Genomic DNA, 23,550 nt, shown 5'->3' on the forward strand with positions numbered 1-23,550 from the left:
ACTCCGCCTCAGGCGACCGAGGCGTTCGGCGCGCGGCGGTAGGCCAGGGCGATGAGCGCCAGGCCGCCGAGGACCATCGGCAGGCACAGCACCTGGCCCATGGTCAGCCAGCCGAAGGCCAGGTAGCCGAGCTGGGCGTCCGGGACGCGGACGAACTCGACGATGAAGCGGAACAGGCCGTAGCACAGGGCGAACATGCCGGACACCGCCATGGTCGGCCGCGGCTTGCGCGAGTAGAACCAGAGGATGGCGAACAGCGCCACGCCCTCCAGGGCGAACTGGTAGAGCTGCGACGGATGTCGCGGCAACTGCGCGGGATCGCTGAACGGCGGGAAGATCATCGCCCAGGGCAGGTCGGTGGGCTTGCCCCAGAGCTCGGCGTTGATGAAGTTGCCGATGCGCCCGGCGCCCAGGCCGATCGGCACCAGCGGCGCGATGAAGTCCATCAGCTCGAAGAAGCTCTTGCCGTTGCGCCGGCCGAACCACCAGGTGGCCAGCATCACGCCGATCAACCCGCCGTGGAAGGACATGCCGCCCTTCCAGACCTCCAGGATCAGCATCGGGTTGGCCAGGTAGGCCGGCAGGTCGTAGAACAGCACGTAGCCGAGGCGGCCGCCGACGATCACGCCCATCGCCACCCAGAACACCAGGTCGGAGAGCTTTTCCTTGGTCCAGGTCGGGTCGAAGCGGTGCAGCCGGCGCGAAGCCAGCCACCAGGCGCCGCCGATGCCGATCAGGTACATCAGCCCGTACCAATGGATTTTCACTGGACCCAGGGCAAGCGCCACCGGGTCGATCTGGGGATAAGCCAGCATCACGACTCCTTAAACGAGAAAACTCAAGCCCACGCCGAACAGCAGCAGGGCGAACAGGCGCTTCAGCACCCGTGGCGGCAACCTGTGGGCCAGGCGCGCGCCGAAGCGGGCGAAGAACATGCTGGTGAGGGCGATACCCGCCATCGCCGGTAGATAGACGAAGCCCAGGCTCCAGCTCGGCAGGCGCGGCTCATGCCAGCCGATGACCATGAAACTGATCGCGCTGGACACCGCGATGGGCAGGCCGCAGGCGGAGGAAGTCGCCACCGCCTGTTGGATCGGCACGCTGCGCCAGGTGAGGAAGGGCACGGTGAGCGAGCCGCCGCCGATACCGAAGATCGCCGAGGCCCAGCCGATCACCCCGCCGGCCGCGATCAGACCGGGCTTGCCAGGGACCTGGCGGCTGGCCTTGGGCTTGATGTCCAGGGCCATCTGGCAGGCGATCAGGATGGCGAACACACCGATGATCTTTTGCAGCAGCGGCCCCTGGATGGCCGCCGCGGTGAGTCCGCCGAGCCAGGCGCCGACCAGGATGCCACCGGTCATCCAGGCGAAGACCGGCCAGCGAACGGCGCCCTTGCGCTGGTGCTCCATGACCGAGTTGATCGAAGTGAAGATGATGGTGGCGAGGGAGGTGCCCACCGCCAGGTGGGTGAGGATGTCCGGATCGAAGCCCTGCGCGGTGAAGCTGTAGACGAGGACCGGCACGATGATCAGGCCGCCGCCCACGCCGAACAGCCCGGCCAGCACGCCGGCACAGGCACCCAGCACCATGTAGAGCAGGAATTCCATCGTCCACCCCCGAAAACAAAGCGGCATGGTAGCGGAAAACGTCGGCGAGGCCACAGCCACAGGTGGATGCCCGAATGGGGCACAGATGAGCGGGTCGAGGGGACAATAGTGGCCAATCGACAGTCCACGCGGCCGGACTTATAGCGAATGGCTTGTGCCTTATGCAGCAAACTCATAGCCTGTGGGCTGTCGCATATTCAAGGAAGTCCTATGTGCCTGATTCTCCTCGCCTGGCGTCCCGGCCATGCGCACCCGCTGGTGATGGCCGCCAACCGTGACGAATTCTACGACCGCCCCACCCTCCCCCTGCACGCCTGGAAGGACGTCCCCGGCCTCTATGCCGGCCGCGACGAACTCGCCGGCGGCACCTGGCTCGGTGTCGGCCCCGACGGCCGTTTCGCCGCCCTGACCAACATCCGCGATCCCCGCCAGCCGCCCTTCGGCCGCTCCCGTGGCGAGCTGTCGGTGCAGTTCCTCGCCGACCCACGCCCCCCGGCGGCCTTCCTCGACGAACTGGCCAACCGCGCCGGCGACTACTCGGGCTTCAACCTGCTGCTGGGCGATAGCCGGGAGCTCTGGTTCTTCAGCTCCCGCGAAGGTCAGCCGCGCCAGTTGCCGGCGGGCCTCTACGCGCTGTCCAACGCCGACCTGGACACGCCCTGGCCGAAGTCGTTGCGCGGCAAGGCGGCCCTGGAAAGCACCCTGGCGGCGCCGGATGCGGAGCAATTGCTGGCGCTGCTGCACGACTCCGAGCAGGCCGCGGAGGCGCTGCTGCCGGACACCGGCATCGGTTCCACCACCGAGCGCCTGCTGTCGAGCATCTTCATCGCCTCGCGCAACTACGGCACCCGCGCCAGTACCTCGCTGATCGTCGATGCCGACGGCACCCGCGAACTGGTGGAGCGCAGCTACGGGCCCTACGGTTCGCTGCTGGGTGAGGTACGCCTGAATCCCTGAAACGGAAAGCCCCCGCGTCGCGGGGGCTGTCGCCTAGGCCTGGACGATGGCCGCCGGGTTGATCACCCGACCCAGGCCGAGGTTGCGCAGGGCCAGGTTCAGCGCGCTGTGGATGACCTGGGGATGGTCGATCGTCAGCAATTGGTCGAGCAGCTCGCGGGCCTTGCTCAGGGTGACCTGGCGCAACAGCCATTTCACCTTGGGCAGGTTGGTGGCGTTCATCGACAGGCTGTCGAACCCCATCGCCAGCAGCAGCACCGCCGCCGCCGGATCGCCGGCCATCTCGCCGCAGATACTCGCCGGCTTGCCCTCGGCATGGGCGTCCTCGACCACTCGCTTGAGCGCTTGCAGCACCGCCGGGTGCAGGTAGTCGTAGAGATCGGCCACCCGCGGGTTGTTGCGGTCCACCGCCAGCAGGTACTGGGTCAGGTCGTTGGAGCCCACCGAGACGAAATCCACCTGCCGCGCCAGTTCCCGGGTCTGGTAGACCGCCGCGGGAATCTCGATCATCACCCCCACCGGCGGCATCGGGATGTCCACGCCCTCGTCGCGCACCTCGCCCCAGGCGCGGTGGATCAGGTGCAGGGACTCCTCCAGCTCCTGCACGCCGGAAATCATCGGCAGCAGGATGCGCAGGTTGTTCAGGCCCTCGCTGGCCTTGAGCATGGCGCGCACCTGGACCAGGAAGATTTCCGGGTGGTCGAGGGTCACGCGGATGCCGCGCCAGCCGAGGAAAGGGTTGTCTTCCTTGATCGGGAAGTAGGACAGCGACTTGTCGCCGCCGATGTCGAGGGTGCGCATGGTCACCGGCAGCGGGTGGAAAGCCGCCAGTTGCTCGCGGTAGATCGACAGTTGCTCCTTCTCGCTGGGAAAGCGCTCGTTGATCATGAACGGCACTTCGGTGCGGTACAGGCCGACGCCCTCGGCACCGCGCTCCTGGGCACGGGTCACATCGGCCAGCAGGCCGGTGTTGACCCACAGTGGCATGCGCCGGCCGTCGAGGGTTTCGCAGGGCAGCAGGCGCAGGGCATCGAGCCCCTGGGACAGTTGCCGTTCCTCTTCCACCAACTCGGCGTACTGCTGGCGCAGCACGTCGCTGGGATTGGTGAACACCTCGCCGTGGTAGCCGTCGACGATCAGGTCGATACCGTCCATCTTCGAGTAGGGCAGGTCGACCAGCCCCATCACCGTGGGGATGCCCATGGCGCGGGCGAGGATCGCCACGTGGGAGTTGCCCGAGCCGAGCACCGAGACCAGGCCCACCAGCTTGCCCTCGGGCACTTCTCCGAGCATCGCCGGGGACAATTCCTCGCTGACCAGGATGGTGTTGTCCTGGTAGACCAGGTTCTGCTTGCGCTCTTCCTGCAGGTAGGCGAGCAGGCGCCGGCCGAGGTCCTTGACGTCGGAGGCACGCTCGCGCAGGTAGGCGTCGTCCATCAGTTCGAAGCGCTTGACGTGCTCCATCACCACCTGGCGCAGCGCGCCCTGGGCCCACTGCCCGCCGCGGATCACCCGCTTGACCTCCAGGCCGATGGAGGCGTCGTCGAGCATCATCAGGTAGACGTCGAACAGTGCGCGCTCTTCCGGACGCAACTGGCTGGCGAGCTTGCTCGACAGCGAGCGCATGTCGGCGCGCACCGATTCCAGCGCCTGCTTGAAGCGCTCGACCTCGGCGTCGATGTCGTCCACCGGTTTGTCCGGCACCACTTCCAGGTCGGCCGGCGGCAGGACCACCACCGCTTTGCCCACCGCCGCGCCGGGCGCGCCGGGCACGCCGACGAAACGGGTCTCCTGGATGCCCTTGCCCTGCTTGCCCAAGCCCCGGATCGAGCCGGTGGCCTCGGCATGGGCGATCACCCCGGCGAGCTGGGCGCTCATGGTGACCAGGAAGGCTTCCTCGCCCTCGTCGAACTGGCGGCGCTCCTTCTGTTGCACCACCAACACGCCCATCACCCGCCGATGGTGGATGATCGGCGCGCCGAGAAAGGAGGCGTAGCGTTCCTCCCCGGTCTCGGCGAAATAGCGGTAGCGCGGGTGGTCGGCGGCGTTCTCCAGGTTGAGCGGCTCCTCGCGGGTGCCGACCAGGCCGACCAGGCCTTCGTTGGGCGCCATGCTGACCTTGCCGATCGAGCGCTTGTTCAAGCCCTCGGTGGCCATCAGCACGAAACGGTTGGTCTCCGGGTCCAGCAGGTAGACCGAGCAGACCTGGCTGCCCATGGACTCCCGCACCCGCTGCACGATGATCGTCAGCGCCGCCTTCAGATCCTTGGCGGAGTTCACTTCCTGGACGATCTTGCGCAGCGTGTTGAGCATGCTGACTCCGGTCAGTCGTGCGCCAAGAGGCGCGGAGCGAGTTCCTTGAGGGCGCGGCGGTAGACCTCGCGTTTGAAGGTCACCACCTGTCCCAACGGATACCAGTAGCTGACCCAGCGCCAGCCGTCGAATTCCGGCTTGCCGGTCACATCCATCCGGACCCGATCCTCGGCGGATTGCAACCGCAGGAGGAACCACTTCTGTTTTTGCCCGATGCACAGCGGTTGGCTATGGGTGCGCACCAGGCGTTGCGGCAGACGATAACGCAACCAGCCCCGGGTGCACGCGAGAATTTTCACATCCTGCTGTTCCAGGCCCACTTCTTCGTTCAATTCGCGGTACAGGGCCTCTTCCGGCGTTTCCCGTGGATTGATGCCGCCCTGGGGGAATTGCCAAGCGTCCTGATTGATACGGCGAGCCCACATCACCTGGCCAACCTCATTGGCGAGAATGATGCCGACATTCGGGCGAAAACCATCGGAATCGATCACGGCGGACAACCTCGCAAACGCATGTTCCCGCATTGTTCCACAAAACGAAGGGGCGCCGGAAGCGCCCCCGCATGCGCCCGCCGGGTATCCGGCACGGAGCTTGCTGCGGTGGCCGGATAGGCGGTGGGGCTTTATGCTGGGCGCTTTTCCGCGTTTGCGAGGTACACCGTGCGTCTGGCTCTCTTCGATCTCGACAATACCCTGCTGGCGGGCGACAGCGACCACGCCTGGGGCGACTGGCTGTGCGCCCGCGGCATCCTCGACGGCGTCACCTACAAGGCGCGCAACGATGCCTTCTACCAGGACTACCTGGACGGCCGCCTGAACATCGCCGACTACCTGAATTTCAGCCTGGAGATCCTCGGCCGTACCGAGAGGGCCCAGCTCGACCGCTGGCACGCCGAGTTCATGGCCGAGTGCATCGAGCCGATCATCCTGGCCAAGGGCGTGGAGCTGTTGGCACGCCACCGCGACGCCGGCGAGCGGGTGGTGATCATCACCGCCACCAACCGCTTCGTCACCGAGCCGATCGCCCGCCGCCTGGGGGTGGAAACCCTGCTCGCCACCGAATGCGAAATGGCCGACGGACGCTACACCGGGCGCACCGTCGACGTGCCCTGCTTCCGCGAGGGCAAGGTCACCCGGCTCGAACGCTGGTTGCGGGAAAACGACCTCGACCTGAAGGACAGCGCCTTCTACAGCGACTCGATGAACGACCTGCCGCTGCTGGAGCGGGTGACCCGCCCGGTGGCGGTGGACCCCGACCCGACCCTGCGCGCCGAGGCCGAGCGCCGCGGCTGGCCGATCATTTCCCTGCGCTGAGGCGCGGGACGTCAGAGCGGCTTGGCCACCATCAGGAAGAAGATCGCGACGAAGGCGACGAAGGCCGGCCAGCCGAGGACGAACCAGACCTTCATGTAGCGCTGGGCGCGCGGCGCGATCGGCGTGCCCTCGCGCAGCGCCGTTTCCGCCATGTCGCGCACGCGCACCTGCAGCCACAGCACCGGCAGCCAGCAGAGCCCGGCGAAGACGAACAGGCCGAGGCTGCACAGCAACCAGAACTGGTTCAGCGGCCAGCCCGCCACTTTTGCCAGGCCCAGACCGCTGAGCGGCTGGAACACCGCGGTGGTGGCGATGAACAGCCAGTCGGCGGTGACCAGGTGGCGGAAGGTGGTGGCGATCACCTGCACCTGACCGCTGCGCCAGGCCCGCAGGGCGTAGTAGGCCGAGCCCAGGCCGGTGCCGAACAGCAGCGTCGAGGAGAGGATGTGCAGGGTTTTCAGAAACAGGTACAGGCTCATTTCGGGGTGTTCCGTGCGGAGGGCTCCAGCCCGTACAGCCAGGCGCTGGCGGCCAGCAGCACCAGGTTCTTGCCGACCGCCATGTAAGGGTCGAACCAGTAATGCGGCAGCAGGATGCCGATCGCCAGGGTATAGCCGAGCATCAGCGCCATCTGTGCGAGCAGCACCGGCCGCCGCCAACGGCGCAGCAACATCCCGACGCCGAGCAGCCCATCCAGCACCGCGCCGGCGATCACCGCCCATGCTCCCGGGCCGGCGGCCACGCCCAGCTCGGCCATGATGCGCACGCCCCATTCGCGCCCGGGCCCGAGGCAGACCAGCGCGGTGCCCAGCCAGACCGCCGCCAGGCTGCCCAGCAGCAGGGGTCGCCCGACGGCGGCCAGGCTGTCGGCGCGCTTCGGCCAGTCGCGCAGGCGGCTGCTGAGGAAGGCCGCGCGATAGCCGCAGGCCTTGCCCAGGGGCTCGGCGGAGGCCAGGTTGTCGGTGCGCGCCAGGCGCAGCAACTGACTGTTCAAGGCGCGCCAGCCGCAACGGTCGCCGAGCCAGGCGCCCAGGCGGGCCAGCGGCGCCGGCACCTGCAGGTAACGACCCGGCGCCCAGCCCTGGGCGACGCGCAGGCGGTCGAGCAGATCGCCCTGGGTCATGGATTCGGCGCCCACCAGAGGCAGCACGCCGCTATCCGGCCAGTGCCGCAACAAGGCCAGCACGGCGGCGGCGAGGTCGGCCACGTGCAACGGGCGGGTCCGCGCCTGGCGATCCAGCAGCGGGATCAGCGGCCAGGGCGACAGCCGCGTCAGCCAGACGCTGCTGGCGCCACCGGGGCCGATCACCAGCGACGGGCGCAGCACCACGGCGGGGATGCCCAGGCCGAGCAGGTAATCGTCGGCGGCCGCCTTGCTGGCGAGGAAGGGCACCTCGGGCTGGCTGCCGGCGCCCAGCGCGGAAATCTGCAACACGCCGGCGCCGTGCAGGGCGGCGCGCTTGAACAGTGCCCGCGGGCCGCGATCCTGGGCGCGCGCCATCGCCTCGGCATCGGCGCTGAACAGGCCGGTGGCATTGATCACCAGGTCTACCGCGTCCGGCCAGGCGAAATAGTCCGGCTCGTCCGCCAGCCGCGCCAGGTCCAGGGGCAGCCATTCCACCTCCGGCAGCAACGGGCCCCAGCCACTGCGCGATGTGGCGATCACGCGGTGGCCGGCAGCGCTGAGGGCTTCGAGCAGGTGGCTGCCGATGAAACCGCTGGCGCCTACCAGCAGGATGTTCAACTGGCTCAGAAGAGTGACTCCCCTAGGCGGCCCGCCGCGGGCGTGCGGATCGAGCCCGGACGGGAATGAATGCGCATGGGCACCTCGCCCCGTCAGCCGAGGAACAGCCGATAGGCCGGGTTATCGGTTTCGTCCCAGTAGGGGTAGCCGATCTTCTCCAGCGCCGCGGGCACCAGATGACGCTCGTCTTCCGGCACCTGCAGGCCGGCCACCACGCGGCCGTCGGCGGCGCCGTGGTTGCGGTAGTGGAACAGGGTGATGTTCCAGCGCCCGCCGAGCTTGTCGAGAAAGTTGAACAGCGCGCCGGGCCGCTCGGGGAATTCGAAGCGCAGGACCATCTCGTCGCTCACCCGCGCCGCGTGGCCGCCGACCATGTGACGGATGTGCAGCTTGGCCAGCTCGTTGTCGGTCAGGTCGAGCACCGGGAAGCCCTGGCCGCGCAGGCTTTCCACCAGCGCCAGGCGCGGGTCGTGCTCGGGGTGGGTCTGCACGCCGACGAAGATGTGCGCCTGCTTGTCGGCGTGGTAGCGGTAGTTGAATTCGGTGATCTGGCGCTTGCCGATGGCCTCGCAGAAGGCCTTGAAGCTGCCGGGACGCTCGGGGATGGTCACGGCGATGATCGCCTCGCGCTTCTCGCCCAGCTCGGCCCGCTCGGCCACGTGGCGCAGGCGGTCGAAGTTCACGTTGGCGCCGGAATCGATGGCCACCAGGGTCTGCGCGGCGACGCCCTCGCGCTCCACGTATTTCTTGATCCCGGCCACCGCCAGAGCGCCGGCGGGCTCGGTGATGGAGCGGGTGTCGTCGTAGATGTCCTTGATCGCCGCGCAGATTTCGTCGGTGCTGACGGTGATCACCTCGTCGACGTAGTGACGGCAGATCTCGAAGGGGTGGTGGCCGATCTGCGCCACCGCGACGCCGTCGGCGAACAGCCCGACCTGCGGCAGCACCACCCGCTCGCCGGCGGCCAGGGCCTGTTGCAGGCAGTTGGAGTCGTCCGGCTCGACGCCGATCACCTGGGTGCCGGGGCGCAGGTACTTCACGTAGGCGGCGATGCCGGCGATCAGCCCGCCGCCGCCCACCGGGACGAAGATCGCGTCCAGCGAGCCCTGGTGCTGGCGGAGGATCTCCATGGCCACGGTGCCCTGGCCGGCGATCACGTAGGGGTCGTCGTAGGGGTGGATGTAGGCGTAGCCCTTCTCTTCCACCAGTTTCAGCGAATGGGCCAGGGCCTCGGGGAAGGCGTCGCCGTGCAATACCACTTTGCCGCCGCGGGCCCGCACGCCCTGGACCTTCAGTTCCGGCGTGGTGCGCGGCATCACGATGGTGGCCTTGATCCCCAGTTCCCGCGCCGCCAGGGCCAGGCCCTGGGCGTGGTTGCCGGCAGAGGCGGTGACCACGCCGCGGCCGAGTTCCTCGGCGGTCAACTGCGCCAGCTTGTTGTAGGCGCCGCGGACCTTGAAGGAGAACACCGGCTGCAGGTCCTCGCGCTTGAGCAAGATCTGGTTGCCCAGCCGCTCGGACAGCCGGCGGGCCGGCTGCAAGGGAGTTTCCACCGCCACGTCGTAGACGCGCGAGGTGAGGATCATCTTGACGTACTGTTCGAGCATCGGGCTGATCGCTGGCGGCTGGGTGGAAGCCGGGAGTTTACCCCGCCGCCTCGGCCCCGGGCCACCGCATACGGCCGCGCGCCGATACGCCGACCGCCGTGGATTCATCGGCCGCCGATCCGCCCGGGCCACGCGCCGGTATACTGGGCGCTTTTCCAGCAGGCGGACCGCCATGACCCAGGATCAGCTCAAACAGGCGGTGGCCCAGGCCGCCGTCGACCACATCCGCCCGCGCCTCGATGCGAAGAGCATCGTCGGCGTCGGCACCGGCTCCACGGCGAACTTCTTCATCGACGCCCTGGCCCGCCACAAGATCGAGTTCGACGGCGCGGTGGCCAGCTCGGAAGCCACCGCCCAGCGTCTGAAGGCCCACGGCATCCCGGTCTACGACCTCAACGGCGTCGGCGAACTGGAGTTCTACGTGGACGGCGCCGACGAAAGCGACGAGCGCCTGCACCTGATCAAGGGCGGCGGCGCCGCGCTGACCCGCGAGAAGATCGTCGCCGCGGTGGCGCGGACCTTCGTCTGCATCGCCGACGCCAGCAAGCTGGTACCGGTGCTCGGCGGCTTCCCGCTGCCGGTGGAAGTGATCCCCATGGCACGCAGCCACGTCGCCCGGCAACTGGTGAAGCTGGGCGGCGACCCGGTGTACCGCGAGGGTGTGTTGACCGACAACGGCAACGTCATCCTCGACGTGCACAACCTGAACATCGTCGATCCCCAGGGGCTGGAAGCGCAGATCAACGCGATCGTCGGGGTGGTCACCAATGGCCTGTTCGCCGCGCGCCCGGCCGATCTGCTGCTGCTGGGCACCGCCGACGGCGTGCGCAGCCTGACGCGCTGACCCCCGCCCGCCCATCGCCGCGACCGCTGCAGGCCATCCGCCGCGGCGGATGGGCGCCCCCTTTTGCGGCGCCGTCCCGGCGCGCGTCACCTTTTGGAACAAGCGTACGGTCTTTCGCCGCGCGAACGCCGCGCGAGCCGATAAGTATCGGCCCGGGGCCCACGCTTCTTACATCCTCGCGACCCACGCTTAAGCCCAGGCGTCACTCCACGCCGCCGGAGTCGGTGACGGTCCGTATCCTGCACACGGCTGCGCCTTGGTGAACGAACCGAACTCAAGGAGAGTGTGAGTGATAAAGCCTTTAGCCATCGCCATCAGCCTCGGCAGCGCGCTGCTGTCCGCCCCGGGCTTCGCCTACGATTATGGCGAGCACGCCGGGACCACCCTGGACCGGCTGATCAACGATTACCCCGGGCGTTATCGCGGCACGGCCAACTTCGCCGGCGCGGCAGACCTGATGCAGGCGCAGATGGGCAACGGCTATGCCTTCGCCCGCCAGGACTTCAACTGGACCGCCAGCAATGGCGAGCGCCGCGCGGCGCAGAACGTCCTGGCCTATGCGCCCGGCACCAGCGACCAGTACCTGGTGGTGGGCGCGCACTTCGACACCTACTACGGCCGCCCCGCCCTGCAAGGGCTGGACGACAACGGCTCGGGCGCCGCGGTGCTCACCGAGATCGCCCGTAACCTGAGCGGGATCAAGCTGGAGCACGGCCTGTCGGTGGTCGGCTTCGGTGCCGAGGAGGAGGGCCTGCGCGGTTCGCAGGCCTACGTCGCCTCCCTCAACGACAGCCAGCGCGCCAACCTGCTGGGCATGATCAACCTGGACAGCCTGATCACCGGCGACATGATGTACGCCCACGCCGGGCAGAACAGCGTCGCCAACCCGGCCCTGGCCGCCCTGCGCGAGCACACCTTCAGCCTGGCGCGGGAGCTGGGCATCGACCTGCACACCAACCCCGGCCTCAACGAAGAGTACCCGGCCGGCACCGGTTGCTGCAGCGACGGCTCGTCCTTCGAGAACCTCAACGTCCCGGTGCTGTTCGTCGAAGCGACCAACTGGGAACTGGGCGAGCTGGACGGCTACGAGCAGACCGACAACCCGGCGATCCCCGGCGGCGCCACTTGGCACGATCCGGACAAGGACAACCAGGCGGTCCTGACCAACGCCTTCGGCCAGGAACGCATCGACCAGCGCCTGCGCGACTACTCGCTGCTGCTCACCCGCCTGGTGCTGGAGCTGACCAACGCCGACCTGCTCGCCTCCACCGCCTCCGGCGGCGCCCTGGCGCGGGATCTGCAGGACAACCTGCAACGCCAGCACCTGGCCCTGACCCGCCTGCACGACCGCCGCTGGCTGACCCTGCAAGCCGCCAGCCGCGAGGTCGGCCGCTTCGACGGCGAGATCGGCGTGGACGGCGAGTACGCCCCGGACAACGGTTTCGACACCGAGGCCAGCCCCGAGGCGCGCCGCTACGGCCTGCACGCGCTGGGCGACTACCAGCTCACGTCCAGCCTGGCGCTCGGCGGCAGCCTCAGCTACCTGAACGGCCGCGATCGCCTCGAGCATGGCGGCAAGGTGGACAGCGACACCTGGCAGGCCGCGGTCTATGCCCTGCTCAACGACGGCGGCCCGCAATGGCTGGCCGGCGAGGCGAGCATCGGCCACACCGGTTTCGACACCAAGCGCGCCCTGCAACTGCGCGCCAACGGCGGCCCGCTGCTGCTCGACCAGCGCTTCGAGGGCGACACCGATGCCTTCACCTGGGGCGCCCGAGTGCTGGGTGGCTACGACTTCAGCTTCGGCGAACTGAAAAGCGGCCCCTTCGCCAGCCTGGACTACAGCCACTACCGCATCGACGGCTTCCATGAAGACGAACGGCGGCGTACCGCCCTGGGCTACGAGGCGCAACGCTTCGACTCCCTGGAAGCGAGCCTCGGCTGGCGTATCCGCGGCGCCCTGGCGCTGCCCAATGCCATGAGCCTGCAACCCTACGGCAACCTGCGCTGGGTCAAGGAACTGGGCGACGGCCGCCTGGACGACCTGGACCTCACCAGCCGCGCCGACGACCGCGCGCGGGTCGCCGACCTCGGCGGCGTCGACAAGAGCTTCGGCCGCGCCCAGCTCGGTGCGCTGCTGGCGATCACCCCGCAGCTCGGCGTGTTCGTCGAGGCCAACAGCCGCTTCGCCCACGACGAGGGCAGCCAGGCCGCCTACTCCCTGGGCGCGCAGTGGCAGTTCTGAAGCACCACCCGCGTCCCTAGGGGACGCGGCGGCGGCCCGCGCCGAAAGGCCGGGCCGTTGCGTTCCTTCCAGCCCGGTCTCCACGCATCCTCGACGGCCAGCGGCGCTGCCCGCAACGGATGCGCGCCCCTCGGCGGTGCCGCGCAGGTGCCGGCTCAGTCGCCCGGCTTGCGAAACACATAGAACAGGTTCGGCTCGCTGACCAGGTAGAGCGTGCCCTCGTCGTCCATCGCCATGCCCTCGGCCTGGGGCACGCTGCGCCGCAGGCCCTGCATGCCGCGCAGCAGCGACAGGCTGCTGACCGGACGGCCCTTGGCGTTCAGTTCCAGGATCAGCCGCGACTCGTCCGACAGCGCCAGCAGGTGGCCGCTGCGCGCGTCGTAGTCCAGGCTGGACAGGTCGCGCACGAACAGCCGCGCGTCGCGTTTCGGATCGTCCAGCACCTTCACCGAATAAGGCTGCTGCGCAGTGCTGGGAAACCCTTGGATCTCGTAGATGCGCACCGGGTCGCGCTCCTTGGCGACGAACAGCCGCTGGCCGGCAGCATCGTAGGCCAGCCCCTCGAAGCCCTTGTTGCCGTTGCGGTCGATGCCCAACGACAACTGCTCCCCGGCCGCCGCATCCAGGCGCGTGGTGGCATCGTCCAGGTGCACCTTTATCAGCCGTTGCTGGCGCTCGTCGGTGATCACGTAGACGCCCGGGGCGATGTACTCGACGGCTTCCGGGTCGCCGAAGCCCACCAGCTCGATGCGCCGTAGCAGGCGGCCGTCGAGGGACAGCTCCAGCAGTTCCGGGCGCCGGTTGGTCACGCTGAACAGGCTGCGCCGCTGCGGATCGTAGGTCAGCGCCGAGATGTCCGCGTCCAGGCCGACGATCTCCCGGGCCTCCACCGTCACTCGGTAATCCGGCAGCCACACCGAACGCTCGCGCCACTCGCCGGCATGGCGCCATTCTTGCAAAACGAACCAGCCACGCTCGTACAGGCGGAAATGCTGGGCGGCCACCGCCGCCAGCAGCACGCAGGCCATCACCAGCGTCAAAGACAGGATTTTCAGCGTAAGGAATCGGCGCATGCGACAGGCTCGGGAACACGAAGGCCGCCAGAAATAGCACGATTTCGCTGAATCCAGGCTTAATGCTCCCGGTCGGCAGGCGAGTCGGGCGCGCACCTCGCGGCGCGGCTGACGCCCAGGCCCCACCGCGGAGCCGGTCGAACAGGGTGAACGCGCCGGTTCCCCGCAGCGGATCGCTGCCGTCGCGAGCTCGCGGACGTCCAGGCGCGTTACCAAAGGGGACGCTCCATGGATCAGGCCACGCTACCGGAAGAACGCAGGCTCACCACCTTGCACACCGTCGCCCTGGCGATGGACACCCTCGCCGCCCGCGGCGTGCCCTACGAACGCCTGCTGGCCGACAGCGGCCTGGCCCGCGCCGACCTGGACACCCCGGACAAGCTCATCCGCCACACCCAGGAACTGCGCGTCTTCGCCAACGCCCTGGAGTGCACCCGCGACCCGGCTCTCGGGCTGTCCCTCGGCCTGGGCATGCACGTCTCGGCCCAAGGCATCCTCGGCCACACCTTGCTCGCCAGCCGCACCCTGCGCGACGCCCTGTGCCTGGCGCTGGCGCGCCCGGCGCTGCTCGGCAGCTCTTTCCACCTGGCCCTGGAACGCCACGGCGACGAAGCGCGGCTGGTCGCCAGCCGCTACCGCGACGCCCCCGCGCTGGCCGTCTTCACCACCGAACTCTGCCTGACCGCGCTGCTCACCCTGGTCCGCGACCTGCTCGGCGAAGCGGTCAAGCCGTGTCGCCTGCTGCTGCCCTTCGCCGCGCCCGGGCACGCCAGCCTCTATGCCGAGAAGCTTGGCTGCCCGGTGGTTTTCGAGGCGCCGGCCGCGGCCCTCTGCTTCGATGCCGCGCTGCTCGAACGACCTTTGCCCCTGGCCGATCCGCTCACCTGCCACTCTGGCCCGCGGCAATGCCTGGAGCTGGATGCGCGGCTGTCCGGCAAGCACGACATGCTCGAACAGATTCGCCGCCATCTCGACGGCCACCTGCGCGAATCCAGCGCCCTGCATTGCGTCGCGCGACGCCTGCATCGCTCCGAGCGCACCCTGCGCCGACACCTGCAACGGCTCGACACCAGCTACCAGCGCCTGCTCGACGAAGTCCGCTACGACAAGGCACGGCGCCTGCTGGCGGATACCGACCTGCCGATCTACCTGATCGCCGAGCAACTCGGCTACAGCGAAACCGCCAGCTTCCGCCATGCCTTCCGGCGCTGGAGCGGCCAGTCGCCGAGCCTGTACCGGCGCTGACGCGCGCCAGGCCCTCCCCCGCGGCTCGACGCCGGCCGCGCGCGCCTCTCCGCCCGAAGCCCCGTGCTTGAGCGCCTCGTCCGCTCGGCACGACGCCTGTCCGTCGGTCGGACGGCACCGCGACGCGTTTGGCAAATCCCGAGGATGCGCATTGCGGCGCCTCCAGGCTTTGTGAAGGATGCGCAGCCGGAACGGAAAGGCGGGCACCGGCACCGTTTCGCTCAACGCCGCCACCACGAAGGAACGACAGAAGATGGCTCCAGGGACAGCGGGCACAGGGGGAAGCCAGGGTACCAAGCGCAAGGCGGACGGCGACGGCGGCAAACCCGGCGGCAACAAACGCCCCGCAGGCAAGACGCCGGCGAACACCGCGGTCTTTTTCTACCTGGACACGCCCGCCAAGCAGGTGCCGTGCAAGAAAGACATCGAGCGCATCCAGCACGCCTGCGACACCCCGCAGGGCAAGCAGGACGGCGCGGACTCCCTCAAGGACGCCAAGCTCAATCGCCAGCAAAACCAGCCGGGCAGCGCCATGCTCGGGCTGGAGGGCACGTTCAAGTCGGCCATCACCGCGATCGACGGCGTGGGCCGGTCCCGCGGCAGCTACAAGGCCAATGCGTCCAACCAGTGGATGAGCGACCACTGCACCGGGCTATGGATCAAGCCCGGCGGCAAGCGCAAGGACGGCACAACCAACACCGAGGATTTCAAGCAGCAGATCCAGTCCCAGGTGGACGCCCTGATCGGCGAACAGGACGGCTTGCTGAACAAAAGCCTCGCCGAGATGAAGACCTTCGCCGACGACTACGTGAAGCGGCATGGGCAGGCCACCCTGGACAATGCCGCGGAAAAGGCGGCCCAGCGCACCGCTGCCTCGCGCTTCCCGGTGCTGGCGAGCGTCCTCGGGCGCATGAGCCTCTACCAGGGCCTGGGCAAGGTGCTCGGTCAGGTCGCCGCGGCGGCCATCACCGGCGACCTGGCCCAACGTTTCGCGCGACTGGAAAAAGCCCTCGCGGTCATCCAGGGCAGGCTCGACGAATTGAAGAAAATCCTCAGCCCCGGCGGCCTCGAGGACGCCATGGCCAGCGCCCAGGCCGCCATCGCCTTCGCCAACCCCTGCCTGCGGGCGCGCAAATGCATGCTCATTCCCTACAAGGACAGCGACAAGAGCGCCAAGGGCAATGGCTGCTGCCCCGGCCAGACCGGTCACCACCTGCTCCCGGACGCGATGTTCCACGAGTACGTGTCGCAGACCCACCCCAAGACCGGCAAGGAAGAGATGAAGCAGGGCGGCAACCGCGCCTGCTGGGAGAAGTACAAGCACGGCGACGCGCCCACCATCTGCCTCGAAGGCACCACCAACCGGGCCTCCAACGGCAGCCACGGGATGGCCCACAAGGGCACCGAGGTGGCGCTCAACGAGTACCTCGGCAAGTCCGACATGCCCTACACCCAGGCCCGGGACAAGCTGTCCCAGTTGATCGCCACCGCTTTCCACTGCGACGCCGACTGCCTGAAGGCCCAACTGAACGAATACTACGGAAAGGTTCATAAGTGTGGGCCGCTCGATACCGCCGAGGTGACGCCGCATTCCGGAAACCCCGGACAGGGCCCCGACGTATCCGATACGAGCGATACACCGATGTAAGGAGATTCGCGATGGCAAACGTCTTCGACAAAGCGACATGGGAACACTTCGTACGCGGCTTCACGCTCTACGACTGCGCCATCTACCGGAGCAAGGGCTACGGTTTCGTCCTGGTGGAAGAACAGGACTCGCGGGATTCGCGGCCGCGCACGCGCTTCATCACGATGGCCACCGACGCGCCGATGGAGAAACGCTTCGGCGTGTTCACCAGCGGCAACTTCGGCTTCACCTCCATCGCCTGCAGCACTTCGCCGGCGGAGTATGTGGCGGTCGATACCCGTAACACTGTCTATTCGGCCAACGCCAGGCAGAAAGGCGTGGAAAGCCCCCTGGATACCCAGGCGGACACCGCCTCGCCGAGCGGTGGCCGCATCGTCGTCCAGAAGCTGGTGCGCGCGGCCGGCACGCTGTATGGGCTGGGCACCTACCGGAGTCTCTACCGGCGCGAAGGCTTCGAACGCTGGACCCGGTTGAATGCGGACGGCTCGGGCCTCGAATTACCCGCCGATGCCGCCGACAACGACGATTACTGGATGACCCTGGGCTTCAAGGACCTGTCCGCCTTCGCCGCCGACGACCTGTACGCCGTCGGAGGGTCCGGCGACGTCTGGCGCTTCGACGGTAAGCGCTGGCAGAACTGCCCGTTCCCGACCAACGCCCAGCTGGAAACCGTCTGTTGCGCCGGCGACGGCAAGGTGTACATCAGCGATGCCAAAGGCTGCGTCTGGGCCGGCCGGGAAAGCCGCTGGCAGAAAGTCGCACAAGCCGACCTCGCCTGGGGCCATCAACCGGTCGACGCCGCCTGGTTCAAGGGCCGGCTGTACCTGGGCGCGCAGGAAGGCCTGTATACCCTGAGCGGCAAGGAACTGGTGCCCCTGGGCGAGGTGGATACCCAGGCGCCCAGCGCCATGGTCAGCGGACGCCTGGACGTCAGCCCGGACGGCGAGCACCTGTTGACCGCCGGCCCCCATGGCGCCTGCCTGTTCGATGGCCAGGACTGGACGCGCCTGTTCAGCACCTACGACTTCGTCTGACCTGGCCGCCCGGGCGGGCGGGCGCGGGAAGCCGCGCCTCCGCGGGTCCGGAAGCGCACCCGCCAGGCGGTGCAGCTCGTCGGCCACACCGGCGAGGGTGCGGCTAATGGACTTGGCGGTCGCGGAGATTTCGCTGATGTGGGTGGCGCCGCCATGGATTTTGGCAATATGGCGATTGATCTCCTCGGCCACCCGATGCTGTTCCTCGGCGGCGGTGGCGATCGGGTTGTTCATGTCCCTGATCACCGTGACCGCCTCGTGGATGCCGGCGGACGCTTCGCGCACCTCGCCGGTGTCGCGCACCGACGCCTCGGACTGCGCCAGGCTCTGCTGCATTTCGCCGGCCGCCTGCAGGGCACTGCTGGTCGGCTTGCCGAGCAAGGCGTCGATCTCCGCGGTGGATTCGGCGGTGCGCTGGGCCAGCGCGCACCTCGTCGGCCACCACCGCGAAGCCGCGGCCCCGGTCGCCGACGCCGGGCCGGCTCAGCCGGCGGGGACCACGGCCAGTTTGTCGGCCGCCGTGGTGTTCGCCGGGGAGTCCTTGCGGAACACGTAGAACAGGTTCGGCTCGCTGACCATGTAGATGTCGCCGGCCTCGTCCATGGCCACGCCCTCGGCGCGCGGGATGCCCTGGCGCAGGCCGTTGAGGCCGCCGATCAGGCTGATGAAGCTGACCGGATCGCCGCGCTCGTCCAGCTCCAGCAGCAGGTTCGACTGCGCCGAGAGCACCAGGGTGTGGCGGGTCCGCGGGTCGATGCTCATGGCCGAGACGTTGCGCATCTGCAAACCGCCGCTGGGCAGCTCGCGCATGTTGCCGAACACCTGGCCACGGCCATCGCTGTCCCAGCTGTAGAGCGCCCGTGGCTCGCGCTCCTTGCCCAGCAGCAGGCGACCCTGTGCGGGGTCCCAGGCGATCGCCTCGAAGCCCTTGTTGCGGGACTCGGGGAATCCCAGGTCGTACTCGGTGGCGTCGGCGGCGTTGATTTCCGTGGTTAGCGCATTCACCCGCACCAGCGACAGGGTGCGCCGGCGCTCGTCGGTGATCGCCAGGTTGCCGTCCTCCATCATCGCCACCCCTTCCGGGTTGGAAAAGCCGATCAGCGGAATGCTGCGCAGCACTTCGCCCTCGCGGGACAGCTCCACCAGCAGCGGCTTCTTGCCGGTGACGGTGTACAGCGTGCCGCTGAGGGGGTTGTAGGTGAGGTCGGAGGTCTCGTCGTGTTCCAGGCCGCTCAGCGACTTGCCCTGGATCACGGCGTGATAGCCCGGCAGCCAGATACTGGCGTCCCGCTGCCCCTGGGTGAGGCTGTTTTCCTTGATCAGGAACAGCAGGCGGTCATCCAGGTGCTGCGACTTGACCACCCCGGCGGTGAGGGCCAGGGCGAAACCCGCTACCAGCCAGCGGGCACGGGGTAGAGAGAAAGGCAGGCGCATCGGGCGTCTCCCGGGAGCGAAGCCCCCAGCCTACCTATGCCGGCGGGAGGTGCCAAGGTAAATAACCGCGGTCGCGGGCTCAGAGGACGCGGCTGTCGAAGCGCGAGTGACCGACCAGTTCCAGCGACAATTCGTCGCCGACCCGCAGCGGGCCGACCCCGGACGGAGTTCCGGTGAGGAGCACGTCGCCCGGTTGCAGGCTGAAATGCCCGCAGATGTGTCGGACCAGCGGCAGGATCGGGTTGAGCATGTCGCGGCTGTTGCCGTCCTGGCGGACCTCGCCAGCGATGCTCAGGCGGATGCCGATGTCGCCCAGGTCGGCCACCGCGTCGCCGGGCACGAAGGGGGCGAGCACGCAGGCGCCGTCGAAGGATTTGGCGATTTCCCAGGGCAGGCCCTTTTCCTTGAGCCGGGCCTGCACGTCGCGCAGGGTCAGGTCGAGGGCCGGAGCGAAGCCGGAAATCGCGTCTCGGATTTCCTCGTCGCCCGGCTCGCGGGACAGCGGCTTGCCGATCAGCACGGCGATTTCCGCCTCGTAGTGCACCGAGCCGCGATCCCGGGGAATGGCGAAACCGCCTTCCAGGGGCACCGCGCAACTGCCGGGTTTGATGAACAGCAGCGGCTCGCTCGGCACCGGGTTGTTCAGTTCCCTGGCGTGCTCGGCGTAGTTGCGGCCGATGCACACCACCTTGCCCAGGGGGAAATGGATGGGGGTGCCGTCGGTGTATTGGTGCTGGTAGCTCATGGCGACTCCTGGAGCGAAATGACGCGACAGTGAAGCGAGGCGGCCGAGGGCGCCCGGCCCGCGAAGAAGCGGGCGCCCGGGCTCAGACGGCGAAGATCTTGCCGGGGTTCATGATGCCGTTGGGGTCGAACACCGCCTTCAGCGCCTTCATGTAGCCGATCTCGGCCGCCGAACGGCTATAGCCGAGGTAATCGCGCTTGGTCATGCCGACACCGTGCTCGGCGGAAATCGAGCCCTCGTACTTCTCCACCGTCTCGAACACCCATTTGTTCACCGTGGCGCACTTGGCGAAGAACTCATCCTTCGACAAGTCGTCCGGCTTGAGGATGTTCAGGTGCAGGTTGCCGTCGCCGATGTGGCCGAACCAGACCACTTCGAAGTCCGGGTAGTTGGCCGCGACGATGGCGTCGATGTCCTTGAGGAACGCCGGCACCCGCGACACGGTGACCGAGATGTCGTTCTTGTAGGGCGTCCAGTGGGAGATGGTCTCGGAGATGTACTCGCGCAGCTTCCACAGGTTCTGCAACTGCTGCTCGCTCTGGCTCATCACCCCGTCGAGCACCCAGCCCTGTTCCACGCAATGCTCGAAGGTGGCCAGCGCCTCGTTGGCCACCTCCTCGGTGCTGGCCTCGAACTCCAGCAGCGCATAGAAGGGGCACTGGGTGTCGAAGGGCGTCGGCACGTCGCCGCGCGCCAGCACCTTGGCCAGCGCCTTGTCCGAGAAGAACTCGAAGGCGGTCAGGTCGAGCTTGCCCTGGAAGGCGTGCAGCACCGGCATGATGGCGTCGAAGTCCGGGGTGCCGAGGACCATCGCGGTGAGGTTCTTCGGCGCGCGATCCAGGCGCATGGTGGCTTCGACGACGAAGCCCAGGGTGCCCTCGGCGCCGATGAACAACTGGCGCATGTCGTAGCCGGTGGCGTTCTTGATCAGGTCCTTGTTCAGTTCCAGCAGGTCGCCCTGGCCGGTGACCACCTTCAGCCCGGCGACCCAGTTGCGGGTCATGCCGTAGCGGATCACCTTGATCCCGCCGGCGTTGGTGCCGATGTTGCCGCCGAGCTGGCTGGAGCCGGAGGACGCGAAGTCCACCGGGTAGTACAGGCCGTGCTCTTCGGCGAAGTTCTGCAACTGCTTGGTTACCACCCCGGCCTGGCAGCGCGCGGTGCGGTCGAAGGCGTTGAACTCGAGGATGCGGTTCATGTAGTCGAAGGCCACCACCACCTCGCCGTTGGCCGCCACCGCTGCGGCGGACAGCCCGGTACGGCCGCCGGAGGGCACCAGCGCGACCTTGCGCTGGTTGGCCCAGCGCACGATGGCCTGGACCTGCTCGATGCTCCTGGGAAAGGCGATGGCCAGCGGCGCGGGGGCGAAATGCTTGGTCCAGTCCTTGCCATAGGCGTCCAGCGAAGCGGCGTCGGTGAGGACTTTCCCCGGCTCCAGCAGGGTCTGCAGCTCTTCGATCAGGGCGATGTCGGTCATCTGTAGAACTCTCGAAACATTCATGGTCGCCCTGAGAACGCTTCAGGTCGCAACCGAGCATGGAAAAAGGAGAACATGCTAGCATAACGCCCCCCCGCGAATCGCGCGTCCGCCCGATCCGGGAGCCGGCCCACGCCGGCCCGGGCAGCCTCCCGCGCTGCCCATCGCCCTGCCATTTCTATTGGGATCACAGGTACGCAGATGAGCAAGACGTCTCTCGACAAGAGCAAGATCAAGTTCCTTCTTCTGGAAGGCGTCCATCAGAACGCCGTGGACACCATCAAGGCCGCCGGCTACTCCAACATCGAGTACCTGACCGGCTCGCTGCCCGAAGACCAGCTCAAGGAAAAGATCGCCGAAGCCCATTTCATCGGCATCCGCTCCCGCACCCAGCTGACCGAGGACGTCTTCAACAGCGCGAAGAAACTGGTCGCGGTGGGCTGTTTCTGCATCGGCACCAACCAGGTCGACCTGGGCGCCGCCCGCGAGCGCGGCATCGCGGTGTTCAACGCCCCCTATTCCAATACCCGCTCGGTGGCCGAGCTTGTGCTCGCCGAAGCCATCCTGCTGCTGCGCGGCATCCCCGAGAAGAACGCCTCCTGCCACCGTGGCGGCTGGATCAAGAGCGCGGCCAACTCCTTCGAGATCCGCGGCAAGAAGCTCGGCATCGTCGGCTACGGCTCGATCGGTACCCAGTTGTCGGTGCTGGCCGAGGGCCTCGGCATGCAGGTGTTCTTCTACGACCCGCTGACCAAGCTGCCGCTGGGCAACGCCACCCAGGTCACCACCCTGAAAGAGCTGCTCGGCCTGGCCGACATCGTGTCGCTGCACGTCCCCGAGCTGCCCTCCACCCAGTGGATGATCGGCGAAGCCGAAATCCGTGCGATGAAGAAGGGCGGCATCCTGATCAACGCCGCCCGCGGTACCGTGGTGCGCCTGGACGCCCTGGCCGAGGCGATCAAGGACAAGCACCTGATCGGCGCCGCCATCGATGTGTTTCCGGTGGAGCCGCGCTCCAACGACGAGGAATTCGAGAGCCCGCTGCGTGGCCTGGACAACGTGATCCTCACCCCGCACATCGGCGGCTCGACCGCCGAGGCCCAGGCCAACATCGGCCTGGAGGTCGCCGAGAAGCTGGTCAAGTACAGCGACAACGGCACCTCGGTGTCCTCGGTCAACTTCCCCGAAGTGGCGCTGCCGGCGCACCCGGGCAAGCACCGTCTGCTGCACATCCACCGGAACATTCCCGGCGTGATGAGCGAGATCAACAAGGTCTTCGCGGAGAACGGCATCAACATCTCCGGCCAGTTCCTGCAGACCAGCGAGAACGTCGGCTACGTGGTGATCGACGTGGACGCCGAGTACTCCGACCTGGCGCTGGAGAAGCTGCATCAGGTCAACGGCACCATCCGCAGCCGCGTGCTGTTCTGACGCCCGGACCGGTGCACTGAACAAGGGAGGCTTCGGCCTCCCTTTTTCGTGGGCGGACGAAAACGGGCCGGACCAGGCGACGACGGCCTCCACCGGTTGCGCTGCGGCGCAAGCGCCGAGGTCTTCGGCACGCGCCAGGGGCGAGGCATGAGCGCGCCGTCGCCTCGCGACCCAGCCCACGGGAGGCCCGGCGGCGTCTCCGCCTGCGGCAAAGCGGCCGGCCCGAAATCCCGGGGAAGGCGGTGTAGGCATCGCCAGGAAGGACGAACGCCCGCGGACCGGGCAAAGCGGCCCGCGATGAACGCCTAGGCGGGCGGCAGCTGGCGCTCCAACCGCGCCAGGGCGGCGGCGGCCTGGTCCAGTTCCCGTTCGTTGAATACCTGGACGCCGGCACGCTGGAGCTGCGCGGCGGTGACGCCGGCCCCGGCGACACGGGTGCCGCTGAAGCTGCCGTCGTAGGTTTCCCGGTTGCCGCAGGACGGGCTGCGCGCCTTGAGCACGGCGACGCGGATGCCGTGACGCGCGGCCAGCGCCAGGGCGATCGCGGCGCCTTCGAGAAAGGCCGCGGTGACGTCCTCGCCGTCGTCGGTGAGCACCGGTCGCCGGCCGTCGAGCACCGCCTCGCCCTGCCCGCCGGGGATCTCCGCCGGCGCCCGCGGGGTGGGCAGGCCGCCCGCCACTTCCGGGCAGACCGGCACCACGCGACCCTGCGCCTGCCAGCGCTGCAACAGGTCGAACGGACCCTGGCAACCGCCGTCGTAACGCACCGGCTGGCCAAGCAGGCAGCGGCTGACGAGCACTTTCGGCAGGCCTGCCACCGCGGTTGGCTCCAG

The 23,550-nt window shown here is 68.1% G+C and carries 21 protein-coding genes; 9 read left to right on the plus strand and 12 right to left on the minus strand.

What is annotated here, in order from left to right; genetic code table 11:
* Positions 1-8 precede the first annotated feature (8 nt).
* On the minus strand, positions 9-815 hold the full coding sequence (gene lgt, locus OGL92_RS14320; protein ID WP_263144503.1) for a prolipoprotein diacylglyceryl transferase: 807 nt from the start codon (positions 813-815) through the stop codon (positions 9-11).
* A gap of 9 nt (positions 816-824) precedes the next feature.
* Positions 825-1,607, minus strand: a complete 783-nt coding sequence (locus tag OGL92_RS14325) for a sulfite exporter TauE/SafE family protein (protein ID WP_263144505.1) — start codon at positions 1,605-1,607, stop codon at positions 825-827.
* 210 nt (positions 1,608-1,817) lie between these two features.
* On the opposite strand from OGL92_RS14325, the gene OGL92_RS14330 reads away from it, so the two are divergent.
* Positions 1,818-2,564 carry an NRDE family protein gene (locus tag OGL92_RS14330; protein ID WP_263144508.1) on the plus strand — a complete coding sequence of 249 codons (747 nt, stop codon included), beginning with the start codon at positions 1,818-1,820 and terminating at the stop codon, positions 2,562-2,564.
* A 33-nt stretch (positions 2,565-2,597) separates the two neighbouring features.
* On the opposite strand, the gene ptsP is transcribed toward OGL92_RS14330, so the two are convergent.
* Positions 2,598-4,877 (minus strand): phosphoenolpyruvate--protein phosphotransferase, encoded by a 2,280-nt coding sequence (gene ptsP / locus OGL92_RS14335; RefSeq protein ID WP_263144511.1) that lies wholly within the window; start codon positions 4,875-4,877, stop codon positions 2,598-2,600.
* A gap of 11 nt (positions 4,878-4,888) precedes the next feature.
* On the minus strand, positions 4,889-5,368 hold the full coding sequence (locus OGL92_RS14340; RefSeq protein ID WP_143490252.1) for an RNA pyrophosphohydrolase: 480 nt from the start codon (positions 5,366-5,368) through the stop codon (positions 4,889-4,891).
* A gap of 168 nt (positions 5,369-5,536) precedes the next feature.
* Between OGL92_RS14340 and OGL92_RS14345 the strand changes: the two genes are divergently transcribed.
* Entirely contained in the window at positions 5,537-6,190 is a 654-nt protein-coding gene (locus tag OGL92_RS14345) for an HAD family hydrolase (protein ID WP_263144517.1), read from the plus strand.
* An 11-nt stretch (positions 6,191-6,201) separates the two neighbouring features.
* Here OGL92_RS14345 and OGL92_RS14350 read toward each other — a convergent pair whose 3' ends face one another.
* From OGL92_RS14350 to ilvA, 3 genes are all read right to left on the minus strand, one after another.
* Entirely contained in the window at positions 6,202-6,669 is a 468-nt protein-coding gene (locus OGL92_RS14350; RefSeq protein ID WP_263144519.1) for a DUF2269 domain-containing protein, read from the minus strand.
* Positions 6,666-7,934, minus strand: a complete 1,269-nt coding sequence (locus tag OGL92_RS14355) for an SDR family oxidoreductase (RefSeq protein WP_263144521.1) — start codon at positions 7,932-7,934, stop codon at positions 6,666-6,668. The genes OGL92_RS14350 and OGL92_RS14355 overlap by 4 nt, the downstream gene beginning before the upstream one ends.
* Positions 7,935-8,026: 92 nt before the next feature.
* Entirely contained in the window at positions 8,027-9,541 is a 1,515-nt protein-coding gene (gene ilvA / locus OGL92_RS14360) for a threonine ammonia-lyase, biosynthetic (RefSeq protein WP_263144523.1), read from the minus strand.
* A 172-nt stretch (positions 9,542-9,713) separates the two neighbouring features.
* On the opposite strand from ilvA, the gene rpiA reads away from it, so the two are divergent.
* Positions 9,714-10,385 (plus strand): ribose-5-phosphate isomerase RpiA, encoded by a 672-nt coding sequence (gene rpiA / locus OGL92_RS14365; protein ID WP_263144526.1) that lies wholly within the window; start codon positions 9,714-9,716, stop codon positions 10,383-10,385.
* A gap of 289 nt (positions 10,386-10,674) precedes the next feature.
* Positions 10,675-12,630, plus strand: a complete 1,956-nt coding sequence (locus tag OGL92_RS14370) for an autotransporter domain-containing protein (protein ID WP_263144528.1) — start codon at positions 10,675-10,677, stop codon at positions 12,628-12,630.
* Positions 12,631-12,785: 155 nt separating this feature from the next.
* On the opposite strand, the gene OGL92_RS14375 is transcribed toward OGL92_RS14370, so the two are convergent.
* A complete protein-coding gene (locus OGL92_RS14375; protein ID WP_263144531.1) occupies positions 12,786-13,703 on the minus strand; it encodes an SdiA-regulated domain-containing protein in 918 nt (305 codons plus the stop codon).
* 228 nt (positions 13,704-13,931) lie between these two features.
* Between OGL92_RS14375 and OGL92_RS14380 the strand changes: the two genes are divergently transcribed.
* The 4 genes from OGL92_RS14380 to OGL92_RS14395 all read left to right on the plus strand — a co-directional run bounded on the left by OGL92_RS14380 (position 13,932) and on the right by OGL92_RS14395 (position 18,186).
* On the plus strand, positions 13,932-14,948 hold the full coding sequence (locus OGL92_RS14380) for an AraC family transcriptional regulator (RefSeq protein WP_263144534.1): 1,017 nt from the start codon (positions 13,932-13,934) through the stop codon (positions 14,946-14,948).
* A 253-nt stretch (positions 14,949-15,201) separates the two neighbouring features.
* Entirely contained in the window at positions 15,202-16,596 is a 1,395-nt protein-coding gene (locus tag OGL92_RS14385; protein ID WP_263144536.1) for an HNH/endonuclease VII fold toxin-2 domain-containing protein, read from the plus strand.
* An 11-nt stretch (positions 16,597-16,607) separates the two neighbouring features.
* On the plus strand, positions 16,608-17,630 hold the full coding sequence (locus tag OGL92_RS14390; RefSeq protein WP_263144538.1) for a hypothetical protein: 1,023 nt from the start codon (positions 16,608-16,610) through the stop codon (positions 17,628-17,630).
* A 106-nt stretch (positions 17,631-17,736) separates the two neighbouring features.
* Positions 17,737-18,186 (plus strand): hypothetical protein, encoded by a 450-nt coding sequence (locus OGL92_RS14395; RefSeq protein ID WP_263144539.1) that lies wholly within the window; start codon positions 17,737-17,739, stop codon positions 18,184-18,186.
* On the opposite strand, the gene OGL92_RS14400 is transcribed toward OGL92_RS14395, so the two are convergent.
* From OGL92_RS14400 to OGL92_RS14410, 3 genes are all read right to left on the minus strand, one after another.
* Positions 18,114-19,064, minus strand: a complete 951-nt coding sequence (locus OGL92_RS14400) for an SdiA-regulated domain-containing protein (RefSeq protein WP_263144540.1) — start codon at positions 19,062-19,064, stop codon at positions 18,114-18,116. The two genes, OGL92_RS14395 and OGL92_RS14400, sit on opposite strands and share 73 nt — an antisense overlap.
* A gap of 79 nt (positions 19,065-19,143) precedes the next feature.
* The gene (locus tag OGL92_RS14405; protein ID WP_263144543.1) at positions 19,144-19,809 is read right to left on the minus strand and encodes a fumarylacetoacetate hydrolase family protein; all 666 of its coding nucleotides are present in this window, start codon (positions 19,807-19,809) and stop codon (positions 19,144-19,146) included.
* Positions 19,810-19,891: 82 nt separating this feature from the next.
* Positions 19,892-21,286 (minus strand): FAD-binding oxidoreductase, encoded by a 1,395-nt coding sequence (locus OGL92_RS14410; RefSeq protein WP_263144545.1) that lies wholly within the window; start codon positions 21,284-21,286, stop codon positions 19,892-19,894.
* 201 nt (positions 21,287-21,487) lie between these two features.
* Between OGL92_RS14410 and serA the strand changes: the two genes are divergently transcribed.
* Entirely contained in the window at positions 21,488-22,717 is a 1,230-nt protein-coding gene (gene serA / locus OGL92_RS14415) for a phosphoglycerate dehydrogenase (RefSeq protein WP_263144547.1), read from the plus strand.
* Positions 22,718-23,022: 305 nt separating this feature from the next.
* Here the strand turns inward: serA and OGL92_RS14420 are convergent, their stop codons facing one another.
* Positions 23,023-23,526 carry a DUF523 domain-containing protein gene (locus tag OGL92_RS14420; protein WP_263144605.1) on the minus strand — a complete coding sequence of 168 codons (504 nt, stop codon included), beginning with the start codon at positions 23,524-23,526 and terminating at the stop codon, positions 23,023-23,025.
* Between the last annotated feature and the right edge of the window lie 24 nt (positions 23,527-23,550).

Origin of the sequence: Pseudomonas sp. RIT-PI-AD (assembly GCF_025642785.1) — a bacterium.
Taxonomy (GTDB): domain Bacteria; phylum Pseudomonadota; class Gammaproteobacteria; order Pseudomonadales; family Pseudomonadaceae; genus Pseudomonas_T.